This window comes from Methylotuvimicrobium alcaliphilum 20Z, assembly GCF_000968535.2.
GTDB classification, from domain to species: domain Bacteria; phylum Pseudomonadota; class Gammaproteobacteria; order Methylococcales; family Methylomonadaceae; genus Methylotuvimicrobium; species Methylotuvimicrobium alcaliphilum.
Genome location: NC_016112.1, coordinates 3371682 through 3383799, shown reverse-complemented (window position 1 = coordinate 3383799; position 12118 = coordinate 3371682). Strand labels below are relative to the sequence as shown.

At 48.4% G+C, this 12118-nt stretch carries 8 protein-coding genes; 6 read left to right on the top strand and 2 right to left on the bottom strand.

What is annotated here, in order from left to right; genetic code table 11:
- Positions 1-52: 52 nt before the first annotated feature.
- On the bottom strand, positions 53-1642 hold the full coding sequence (locus tag MEALZ_RS14340) for a bifunctional aminoglycoside phosphotransferase/ATP-binding protein (protein WP_014149373.1): 1590 nt from the start codon (positions 1640-1642) through the stop codon (positions 53-55).
- A gap of 766 nt (positions 1643-2408) precedes the next feature.
- Here MEALZ_RS14340 and MEALZ_RS14335 point away from each other — a divergent pair.
- The 4 genes from MEALZ_RS14335 to MEALZ_RS14320 all read left to right on the top strand — a co-directional run bounded on the left by MEALZ_RS14335 (position 2409) and on the right by MEALZ_RS14320 (position 7944).
- The gene (locus tag MEALZ_RS14335) at positions 2409-2738 is read left to right on the top strand and encodes an STAS domain-containing protein (protein ID WP_014149372.1); all 330 of its coding nucleotides are present in this window, start codon (positions 2409-2411) and stop codon (positions 2736-2738) included.
- Positions 2735-4942, top strand: a complete 2208-nt coding sequence (locus MEALZ_RS14330; protein ID WP_014149371.1) for a chemotaxis protein CheA — start codon at positions 2735-2737, stop codon at positions 4940-4942. The genes MEALZ_RS14335 and MEALZ_RS14330 overlap by 4 nt, the downstream gene beginning before the upstream one ends.
- Before the next feature lie 377 nt (positions 4943-5319).
- Entirely contained in the window at positions 5320-5886 is a 567-nt protein-coding gene (locus MEALZ_RS14325) for a chemotaxis protein CheW (protein ID WP_014149370.1), read from the top strand.
- Positions 5887-5910: 24 nt separating this feature from the next.
- On the top strand, positions 5911-7944 hold the full coding sequence (locus tag MEALZ_RS14320; protein ID WP_014149369.1) for a methyl-accepting chemotaxis protein: 2034 nt from the start codon (positions 5911-5913) through the stop codon (positions 7942-7944).
- 690 nt (positions 7945-8634) lie between these two features.
- On the opposite strand, the gene MEALZ_RS14315 is transcribed toward MEALZ_RS14320, so the two are convergent.
- Positions 8635-9771: a GNAT family N-acetyltransferase gene (locus MEALZ_RS14315; RefSeq protein ID WP_014149368.1), complete on the bottom strand. Its 1137-nt coding sequence runs from the start codon at positions 9769-9771 to the stop codon at positions 8635-8637.
- A gap of 193 nt (positions 9772-9964) precedes the next feature.
- Here MEALZ_RS14315 and MEALZ_RS14310 point away from each other — a divergent pair, with 193 nt between their 5' ends.
- On the top strand, positions 9965-10573 hold the full coding sequence (locus tag MEALZ_RS14310; protein WP_162472969.1) for a hypothetical protein: 609 nt from the start codon (positions 9965-9967) through the stop codon (positions 10571-10573).
- A 396-nt stretch (positions 10574-10969) separates the two neighbouring features.
- On the top strand, positions 10970-11716 hold the full coding sequence (locus MEALZ_RS14305) for a hypothetical protein (RefSeq protein ID WP_014149366.1): 747 nt from the start codon (positions 10970-10972) through the stop codon (positions 11714-11716).
- Positions 11717-12118 lie beyond the last annotated feature (402 nt).

The following is a 12118-nucleotide window of genomic DNA, read 5'->3' as shown; positions in this document are numbered from 1 at the left end:
CACCTGTCAATCGAGCAGCCGAACCCTCCTTAAATAGGGACGTTATTTACGATCAAATCTCCTTATGACCAATTCCTAAAGTCTTTATCGCCGCGAATAAATCCTCAAAAGCCGATTCGTTTTCGGTGTCGACCGTTATGGTCATGTTTTGTTCCGGTTCCGTTAAAGGTTCGTCCGAGTCTATCTGTCGTTGTAAGATGTCGGGTGTGGCCTCGGAGGGATCGGTGCCTCGTTTTTGCCTAGAGTCGATACGCTCGATCAAGGTTTTTTGGCTAGCTTTAAAATCCAAGATGAGTAGCAATGCGTCGGTTTTTTCGGTCAATGCAATAAATTCCGCGCGTTGGGTTTGTTTAAGAAAGGTGGCGTCGACGATCACGCTGAACCCTTCATTCAGTATGGCGTGAGTCGTATCAGCCAAATGCCGGTAGGTAATCTCGCCTGCTTCAGTGTTATAAATGCCGCCTCCCGCCTCGGAATTCGTTGATTCTTGAGGAGCGAAACCATAAAGGCGTTTGCGTTCGATATCCGAGCGGAGATGGATTGCTCCGAGTTGTTCGGCCAGTTTTTCGGCAAAAAAGGATTTGCCTGACCCCGAGAAGCCATGTGTGATCAATAACATTGGTCGTGGCGTTTGAATATGGCGCTCGGCTAAATCGGCATAGGCTTGGTATTCTGCCTTTATGCTATTGCGGTTACTTGGGTCGGAGTCTTGTTGCATTCTCAACAATGCTACCTTGCCGCGTACCAAGGCTCGGTAAACCAAATAATAGCGCAGTAAGGCTAAGCCTTGATAATCGCCGGTTTGATGCAGATAACGGTTGAGCAGTCGCCATGCCAATGCTTCGAATTGGCGGTGAATCAAGTCCATGAAGATGAAGGCCATTTCGCTGGCGACATCGATCCAGCGCAGCATCGGGTTGAATTCAATACAATCAAACGGAGTCACTTGGTCGTCGATCAACGCGATATTGCCCAAGTGCAAGTCGCCGTGACACTCCCGGATAAAGCCTTGGCGTTTACGTTGCTGCATGAGTTCGGCCTTCTGTTGCCATTCGTTCCGGGTCCAGGTGTGCAGGCTTTTCAGTCGGCGAATTTCCGATGCGTCGTCTAACAACGGTTCGATGTGCTGAAAGTTTTCTTCACTCCAATGTTTGATATCGTCCGGCTCGCCAAAAGGCGATTCTTGGTTTGCCGTGTCGGTGTCGTTATGAAATCGGCTGACGATTGAGGCGATGCCGTCGATATCGTCGGTTGAAAGCAGGCCGTTTTCGGCGCGGATACTCATGAGGCCTTGCTGATCGAATTGCTGCATTTTTACAGCATATTCGGTTGCCATTCCTGCCCCGCCCATCTCGGGTTTTTCGGAGTTCCCCGTTATCGGAACGACGTCCAGATAAAGCGATGACGAAAAACGGCGGTTGAGCCGTAATTCCTCAAGGCAACAAAAGCGGCGTTTTTCGAGGGTCGAAAAATCCAGAAATCCGAAATCGACCGGTTTTTTAATTTTATAAGCGAATTCGCCGGTTAGTAGAATCCAGGAGATATGTGTTTCCAACAATTCAATAGTATCGGTTGCATGAGGGTATGCTCGGCTGTTGAGGAGTAAAGGGATCAATCGAGTTTCGAGGGGGGGGGAATTCATGTGTTAAGACCGAAGTGATTTTTTCTGTATGATATCGTTTATATAACGTTCGCACTTCAAATTTCGGCAGTGCTGGAGGAGGCATCGGAGTGCGCGGTAAAGGCTTTGCCAGTATGGAGCTGGCATAGAGCCTACATGGACGTATTTACCCAGCACCTAAATTCCATAGCCCATTGGCCATGGTTAACTATTTTGGGTAATTCATCCAGCACCTAAATAAGCCATGATTTTGAATCATTGCCAAAGACCTATGGAATTTAGGTGCTGGGTTTACAACGTCCTTTGATGGGCACCCCAAGGCCGATTTTCATCTACGATGAGTATATATTATGAAACAACCTTTTGTCTTTGATCTATGACGGGTATAACTTTATGAAGGTATGGGTTGTGGCTAGCGAGGATGTCGGCAGCAGGGCAGATTTTTGCTCCTCGATAGGCACATCCCATACCTTTTATTCTCAGACGGTTTTTCAATTAAAAGGGAGTAGCCTTTTAAGGTCCAGTTGTTCGGCGATCGAATACTAGCAGAACAGCTTGCCTTAGCGTTATCGACAGACTTTACTCAACGTTAAGCTGCACTCCTTCTGGTCTGCGACGGGGGGCGTTAGATAATGGGTTTGTTAAGTCGCTGAATGTCTGCTAAATTTAATGTATTTTGTACTGCAAAATCGACCGAACACCCCGGTACCGAATTTTGATCTACGATGGGTGTATTTATTGCAGTACAAATGTCCGCTTTTCACCGTCAGTTACCGGGAGCAAGCCTTTGGCCATAGAAGTCAGCGAAAAAAACGGTATAACAATTATCGCGATACAAGACGATATGACTATCTATACCGCGAGCGAACAAAAAGCCCAGCTCTCGCAATACTTACATTCGGGACGCGAGCTGCAGATTAACTTGGCCGGCGTTTCCGAAATGGACAGCGCAGGCTTGCAGCTTTTGTTATGGCTCAAGCAGGAAGCGGGCCGTAATGATATTAAATTGAGTCTGGTTAGGCATAGTCAGGCAGTTGTCGAAGTGTTGGAGTTGTTGAATTTGACGGGGCACTTCGGCGATCCGGTGGTTATTTCGGCGAATTGGAACGCATCATGAGCGAATTAGACGCGGCAATACAGACTTTCGTACAAGAGGCCGAGGAACTGCTGGCCGAAATGGAATTGGCGTTACTTGGCCTGGAAGATAACCCGGACGATAGCGAAAGCATCAATAGCGTTTTCAGGGCGATGCATACAATCAAGGGCAGCTCGGGCTTGTTCGGATTCGATTCTATCGTCGCATTCGCTCACGAAGCCGAAACGGTCCTGGACCAAGTCAGGCGAGGCCAACGCGAGATTGACGGCGCATTGATCTCGACTTTACTGAATTGTAAGGATCATACATCCAAACTGATCGAGCATTGTTTAACGGAGGCGGAACAAGAATTACCGCAAGAATTGAAGCTGACGGGCGAGTCTTTAATCAAGCAATTAGGGGGCGCTACGACAAAGCAAGAAAGCATGCCGGTTGAAGCGGACTCGAAGCGAGGGAGTTCCGAATCGTCAGAAACCGAGGACGATACGAATGGAAACAATTGGGTGATTCTTCTGGAGTTCGGACCCGATGCTCTGCGTAATGGCATGGATCCGTTATCCTTTATTCGGTACTTGAAAACGCTAGGAGACATCGTCGATATCTTGACTTCGGCACCGGATTTACCGATCGGCGAGACTATGGATCCGGAGAGCTGTTATCTGCATTTTAAAATCGTATTTCGAGGTAACACCGATAAACAAGGCATCGAAAGCGTTTTCGAGTTTGCCGAGGACGACTGCGAAATTAGAATCATCCCGCCACATTCGCAAATTGAGCATTACCTAGATCTGTTGGCCGAACCGTCCGACGAAGACGGCGCCCAGGTCGAACGCTTGGGAGAAATGTTGATAAACATCGGCGCATTGACACCGAAGGAAGTCGCCAAAGCTTTACAGCGGCAAAGCGAAGATAAAGCCGAATCGCCGGAACAAGCGAAACCGATTGGCGAGATTCTGGTCGAGCAGCAATCGGCAGAGCAGCCGGTTGTCGAACAAGCACTCAAAAAACAGCAAAGTGTCAAACAAAAAATAGCGGCCGAAGCCAACTATATTCGAGTCGATTCGGAAAAGCTCGGTAAATTGATCAACTTGGTTGGCGAATTGGTGATTTCCGGCGCGGCGATGCGCATGATGGTCGATCGGCACGGCTTGAGCGATGTCGAAGAGGTCGCGGTCAGTATGAACGATCTGGTTAGCGAAATTCGCGATACCGCGCTCGAACTCAGAATGGTCGCGATCGGCGAAACGTTCTCACGATTTCGGCGCGTGGTTCGCGATGTCAGCAACGAGCTGAATAAGCAGATTGAGCTCAAAATTACCGGCGGCGAAACTGAACTCGATAAAACTGTAGTTGAGAAGATCAACGATCCGTTGACTCACTTGATTCGCAATTCACTCGATCACGGCATCGAAATGCCGGAACAGCGTAGGGCGGCCGGCAAGCCCGAACAAGGCACCGTGCATCTCAATGCCTATCACGATTCGGGACATATCGTCATTCAAATCGCCGATGACGGCGCCGGATTGAATGACGAAAAAATTAGAACTAAGGCCATTGCCAACGGCTTGATAACGCCAGATCAAGTATTGACCAAGCAAGAAGTTTTTGACTTGATTTTCGAGGCGGGTTTGAGCACGAAGGATGAGGCGAGTAATTTATCGGGACGCGGCGTCGGCATGGATGTCGTGCGCCGCAACATCGAAGCGCTAAGAGGCTCAGTGAGTCTTGATAGTGAGCCGGGTCAGGGTACGACGGTCACGATTCATTTGCCGTTGACCTTGGCGATTATCGACGGTTTCATGGTTGAAGCCGAACAAGAATGCTACATCATCCCGCTTAGCATGGTCGAGGAGTGCGTTGAAATGAGCCCCGAAGAATGCGAAGTCGACGAGATTCAGCATTATGTCAATTTGCGAGGCGAAGTGATGCCTTATTTAAGGCTTGGCGATTATTTCAATAATCGCAAACAGCATAGCAATATTCACCGGGAAAGCATGGTCGTGGTGCGTTTCGGCCAGACTAAAGTCGGATTCGTGGTCGATAAGCTGCACGGCGAGCATCAAACGGTCATCAAACCGCTAGGTAAGGTCTTCGAACAATTAAAAGGCATCAGCGGCGCGACGGTGCTGGGTAGCGGCGATGTGGCATTGATTTTGGACGTGCAAGGCTTGGTGCAGTTCGCGACAAGAGATAAGAGTCGTGCGTCGATCGGTTTAGCCGGTTGAGGAATGCCCCGCCAATGTATACCCATCGTAGATCAAAATTCGGCACCGGGGTGTCCGTCAAAGCAGCAATTCCCAGTTTGAGCAGTTTCGCCGATTTTAGGGTGTGGGGTATGCCTGTCGAGGAACGCCGTAAACCCATCCATGGGGGCTTGGCGGCAGCTCGAACGCCAAGGATGGCGTGTAGTAGGGCAATGCAGGAGCAATTGCCGAGGAGCAAAAATCTGCCCTGCTGCCGTCAAAGGACGCCGTGAATACGTCTATGTAGGCTCTATGCCAGCTCCATGCTGGCAAAGCCTTTGTCGAACACCCCGGTGCCTTCTCGGGAACTGCCGAAATTTGAAGTGCGAAAGGTGTATCATCAGTAAAGGAGCTGATTTATGAGTAATTTAGTCGTCAAGGGAAAAAGCGGTCAGGAGTTAGCGGCGGGGTCGGCCGATCAATTTCAACAATATTTGACTTTTTTGGTCGGTAAGGACAATTTTGCGATCGGCATTCTGGACGTCAAGGAGATTATTGAAATCAGCAATATTACCCGCGTGCCAATGACGCCCGATTACATTAGAGGCGTGATCAATTTGCGCGGTAATGTCGTGCCGGTGATCGATTTATCTGCGCGTTTGGATCGTCATCCGAGTGAAATTACGAAGCGCAGCTGTATTGTTTTGGTCGAGGTCGAGACGCATGGCGAATCCCAAGTCATCGGCATGTTGGTCGATCAGGTCAATGAAATTCTCGATATTCCGCAAGCCAATATTCAGCCGCCTCCCGATTTCGGCGCCGATATTAGAACCGAATTTATCCAGGCGATGGGCCGGGTGGACGATAATTTTATTATCTTGCTGGCCATCAACCGGATTCTCTCAATCGACGAGCTGTCGCAATTACAGCATGTCGTTAAGTCGCAAAACAGCGCTTCGCAAACCGATACCTCGGAATTGGCATAACTTTCACGAATAGGGACTCATCTCATGGCTATCAATGATCTAAAAGTAAAAACAAAAATCCTAAGCGGTGCCATGTTGTTAGTGGCGATAACGGTCGTTTTCGGAGGCTTGGCTCAGGTATATATGGGTCGTGTTTCCGGGGCATTGTTCGGTATAACCGACCATGATGCCAAAGCGGTTGAATATGCGACCGGTGTCGAACGAATGGCTCTATTGACGATCATGGAAGAAAAAAATTATTTATTGTTCGAGCGGGACGAGATTCATCAACGCGCCGAAGACAATGTGAAGCAATTGTTCGGCTATCTGGATAAAGTGGATGAAGTCGCCAAACAATTCAATAATACGGGTTTACTGGAGCAATCCCAAGTCGCTCGCCGGGATACGATCCGCTATGCCGAGGAATATCGAAGAGGGGTGGCGGCGCTGAAAAATAATCGAGACGCTGTACGCCAGATGGTTGATCGGGGCGAAATCGTCATCAATGCCGCTGCCCAATTCATGGATATGCAACGCAATGCCTATACCGATGCGATGGGCCGGGGCGCCGATGCCAGAACTCTGGATCAATACGTGCAACGCTATATTCTAACCACAAATATTCGGATAGTGGCCAACCAAATCATTCGCTTTGAAAAAGAAGAGGTGAATTACAAGGATCGAAAAGCTTGGAATCAAATGACGATATTGTTGCCGCAATTGATGCGCTTGTATGACGATTTGCAGCAAATCACCACTGCGCAAGCAGAATTGCGCTTGATCGAGGATGCTCGCCGCGCGACGACAGAATACCGGCAAGCGGCGGAAAGTTGGATCAAAAACGACGACGAATTGAAGCAGATTCTGCAGCGCATGGAAGAACTGGGAAATACTGTGATACAACAAGCCCAGGATGCAGAAAGTGCTGGTGTCGCGCAATTGGCTGTAGCCCGCGACCAAGCCGATGCTTTAGTCAAGGAAGCCAATATGATTATCATTGGCACGATTATCATCGCTGTTGTTTTAGGCGTGATGATTGCCTTATTCCTTGCCTCGTTGATCACGAAACCGATTATTAAAGGGGTTACATTCGCGCAATCGCTGGCGGCAGGTGACTTGACAACGACGCTCGATATCGACCAAAAAGATGAAATCGGAATCTTGGCGGATGCCTTGAAATCGATGAGTCGCCAATTCAAGGAGGTCGTGCAAGGGGTACGTTTGAATGCCGATGGTTTGGCCAGCGCTTCTCATGAAATTAGCGCGACCGCCCAAACCTTGAGCCAGTCGGCGATGGAGCAGGCCTCTAGCGTCGAGCAAACTACAGCATCGGTCGAGCAACTCAATGCCTCGGTTCAGCAGAACGTCGAAAACGCCAAGGTGACCAATGACATGGCAAATTCTTCGGCGCGCGATGCCGCATCCGGCGGTGAAGCGGTCAAGCGGACTGTTTCCGCTATGAAGGAGATAGCCAGCAAAATCGGTTTGATCGAGGATATTGCTTACAAGACCAACTTACTGTCGTTAAACGCGGCAATCGAAGCCGCGCGAGCCGGGGAGCACGGTAAAGGTTTTACTGTCGTTGCTGCCGAGGTGCGTAAACTGGCCGAGAATAGCCGCGTGACCGCACTCGAAATCAACGAGCTGGCGACCAAGAGTGTGAGTATCGCGGAAGAAGCCGGTAAATCGCTTGAAGACGTCGTGCCGAATATTCAAAAAACGGCGGATTTGGTCGAGGAAATTACAGCATCATCGGAAGAGCAAGCGCAAGGCATCAGCCAAATCAACGATGCGATGAGCCAGTTGGATCAAGCCACACAACAAAACGCCTCCTCTTCGGAAGAATTGGCCGCGACGGCGGAGGAAATGAGCGGTCAAGCGGAACAGTTACAGCAAGCCGTGGCATTCTTCAAGGTCGATAATGTGGGGACGAATAACGTTCTTGTCAGAAAAGCTTCAATGCCGAATAAACCTTCGGCATCGAGGCCTGTCGCAAAAGCCAATACAGCAACTTCGTCTCGGTCTTCGGGAGGAGTATCGAACGCCGATCCCGATTTCAAGGATTTCGAAAAGTTTTAGCTTGTTTGTTACCATGAAGATCATGAAGAATAAGAAATTAATTCAATAACTTGGTCTGCGTTTATATGGGGGCTGATGCCGCATAATGTTTATAGTTTGTTTTTATTACCATGAAGGGCATGAAGATAATGAAGGAAAGAGTATTGAGCGCTTTATGAACCGTTCAGATATCACGGATGAACTCATTAAATAAATTCAATGTAGTCACACAGCGTTTTTAAAACCAGTTAATGACTAAAAAATATCAAAACGATGGCGGGACTGGAGTGTAGGCTTCGCCTGCACTCCAGCGGTGTAATTATTTACACCCCCTATCATTCCCACGCTCCGGCGTGGGAATGAAGACCGAGACGCTCTAGCGTCTCGTACCGCTGGAGCGGTACTCAGGCGTTCCCACGCAGAGCGTGGGAACGATAATTGCCGGGGGACTGAATAGTTACCCAGTGGTAATATTGATGACACAGGCTGTTAATGGTTGGTCACTCAATTAAATTAAAAACATTGTATCTTCAAGCCCTTCATGGTAAAAAATAAGTGACATTTTTTGGAATCAGCACCCGTTTATATAGCTTTTGTTTACCTGAGAGTTTAGCGGGGAAATTTGGGTAATCTCTTGAAATACTTCATGAGCTTTATGGTCAAACTGCCGAATTTAGGCTCATGCTTTTTGGGTGAATATCGTTTTAATGCTTAGGTTTGCTGCTTAAACGGCAGATGCTTTTCGGCCTGCAAGCGGTATTTTTGGATTTCAGCGGTTTCCCATTCAAGAAAATCGTCGATGGCAGCGGCAAAGCGCCGGTTTTTGATCCAGTGTGCCGAATAAGTGTAAACCGGCTCGAAACCGCGGGCGATTTTATGCTCGCCTTGCGCGCCGGAATCGAAGCGCTGTAGATCATTAGCCAGACAATAGTCCAGTCCTTGGTAGTAGCAAGCTTCAAAATGCAAGCTATGGTATTCCTCGTGACATCCCCAATAGCGTCCGTAAAGCGTATCGTTTCCGATAAAACTGAGCGCTGCGCCTATATAGTCGCCGTCTTTGACGGCAACTATCAGTAGTAAATTTTGCGGCATCGTTTCGGCGATTTCCAGAAAAAAGCCGATGTTCAGATAAGGCTGCATGCCGCGCTTGAAATAAGTCATTTGATAGAAGCGATAAAAAGCCTCCCAGTCCTGCACCGATATATCTTTTCCGGAAATTTGCCGAAATTGAACGGATTGTTCCGCAATGCGCCGGCGTTCGCGTTTGACTTGTTTGCGTTTGCCGGCCGAAAATCCATCGAGATAGTCGTTAAAATCCCTATAGCCTTTATTAAACCATTGGAATTGAATGCCGGTTCTAAGACTCAAGCCCTCGGACACAAGTTGTTCGGCCGAGGTTAAATCGGGAAACAGACAATGCCAGGAAGAAGCGCCGGTATCGGCGATCGTTTCTTTTATGTAAGAAGCAATGAATGAGACGATGCGCCGTTGGTCCGCGCCGGTTTTGATCGCGATACGCGGTCCTTGACAGGGCGTGAATGGGATAGCGGTTAGCCACTTCGGATAATAAGCCAAGTGGTGGTTATGATAGGCTTCGGCCCACTGATAGTCGAAGACGTACTCTCCTCGCGAATGAAATTTAAGGTACAAAGGCATTAATGCGACCGGCTCGTTTTGTTCGTAAATCAACAAATGCCGAGGCTGCCAGCCGTTTTCAGGGCTAGTCGAACGGCTGCGTTCCAAAGCCGATAAAAATTCATGGCGCAAAAAAGGGTAGTTTGGACTGGCCAAACTATTCCATTGGTCTCGGTCGATTTGAGTAAGACTGTCGAGCTGAATCGCTTTCATGAGGCAAAAAATAGCATGAAGTATACTTCGCGCGGTCATGTTTTCGCAACGCCGCTACCGGACAAAAGAGCGCGTTAGAAAACCGAAAATGTGGCCGCATGAAGTATATATGTCGAATAGTAGAGTTCATTTGTCATTCAGCCATTCCGATGCATGATTGACTCACCATTTAGACGATAGGGAAGGGTGCGATATGAACTTTATCAAAAGATTGTTTATTTTGTCGGTTTTGTTGAGCGTTTCGGCTTGCGCCCGGCAAGGCTCTTATCGGCAGTATGACGGGCCGGTGGTTGTGGAAACAGGACGGTCTGTCAGTTATGTTGTCGAGCGTCCTTATCCGGTTTATGTACAACCAAGAAGGACGGTCATCAAGACGATCGATTATCGACAGGCACACAATTCGGGAAAATATGTGCCAAATTACAGGTCGGCTCCTAAAGCGTATTATAAACCTCAGAGAAGGCCTCGACAGGCTGTTCGTGCGCGTTCTGCCACGCCTCGTCCCGCCCTCCCGGATTATAAAGCAGGAAATAGATCAAGGCCGGAAAGAGTGGTTAACTATAAACCAAAAACCGAATCAACGAGACGGGTATCTTACGATCGACCGGAAGCCCGGCGTTCGCGTCAAGCCTTCAGGTCAGAGCAAGTTTCCGGTGAGCGAGGCAAAAGAAGAAAAGCCGATAGAGATTTCAATAGCCGAGATGAGCGTTCGAAAGACAGTCAAAGATCACGCGACTACACCGAAATGCGGCAGCGGGAGCCGGCACGACATACAAGTGCGAATGACCGGGCTCGGCGATAGCGGCCTGTCGGGCCGTTTTCGGCGACCTTTGAGAAACCTGCCTCGCTGAATTTTGATCTACGATGAGTCTATAACGGTTGCGCAAAGGTCGGATCGGTGGCGATAACAAGGTATAATTTCCGAGCTTACTCCCTTTTGATTGAAAAACCGTCTAAGAATAAAAGGCATGGGATGTGTCTATCGAGGACCGCCGTGAACCCTTCCATGGGGGCTTGACGGCTGCTCGAACGCCAAGGATGGCGTGAATGCAGATTTTGCATGGAGCAAAAATCTGCCCTGCTGCCGACATCCTCGCTAGCCACACCCCATACCTTCATGAAGTTAGCTAATTTTTGAGTATAAAGGGAGTAGTACATGAGACGTTTAGTCAAACCGGTCCACGCTTAGGATAGAAAAATGAAAACAATACTTTGTATGAAATGGGGCACGCAATACGGCGCCGATTTCGTTAACCAGCTTTATCGCGGCGTTCAAGACAATATTACCGGAGATTTCCGGTTCGTTTGTTTAACCGACGACTCGAGCGGTATGATCGACGGGATAGAAGCATTGCCGTTGCCTAACATTGAACTGGGCAATGCGGTGATTTGGTCCGGTTGGCGTAAGTTATCGTCTTTGTCGTCGCAATTAAAAGAAGCGCCTTATCAACTATCCGGCGATATTTTATTTTTGGATATCGATCTATTGATTACCGATTCGATCGATGTGTTTTTTGACTATAAACCGGGCGCTTTTTGCATTATCGAGAATTGGACGCAATTGGGTAAGGGTATCGGTAATTCATCGGTTTATCGATACGACATCGACCGGTATCAATATATTTTTGACGATTTCGAGTTGCGTTATGAAGAAATTTACAAAACCGTTTCTAATGAACAGGTTTTTTTGACTCAATCGGTCGCTAAAACCGAAACGGTTGAATGGTGGCCTGAAGAATGGTGTCGCAGTTTTAAAGTACATGCCTTGCCCAATCGGTTATTACAACCTTTCATTCCGGCAAAATTACCGCCTGCTTGCCGGATTTTAGTGTTTCACGGTCATCCGAAGCCTTTAGAGGCCCTACAAGGAGTTTGGCCTCGCGGTAAAAAAAGTAAGCGCTGGATACGACCTTGTCCATGGATCAGTCAATTTTGGAAGGCCTAGGTTTATGCTATTGTTGTGCTGTTACTCAAGTCATCGCTTGCTTGTGCCGCCATTAAGTTAAGGGAAGCCCGTCATTCCGCCATGGATGGCAAGCTTTAAAGGTACTTTAACTTCGTAGGGTACGCTGTGCAAGCCATGGTAATTAACATAAGCCATTATGAATTGATCTATACCTTTCGCACTTCAAATTTCGGCAGTGCCTAAGGAGGCGCCGGGGTGCTCGGCAAAGGCTTTGCCAGCATGGAGCTGGCATAGAGCCTACATGGACGTATTCACGGCGTCCTTTGACGGACGCCCCGGTGCCGGATTTTGATCTACGATGGGTATATAACGGCGAGAGCTCTAGCTTCTCGAAGCGACAAGCATATTTCTAAGAAGAAATCTTTAATTGCCGTTTCCGGC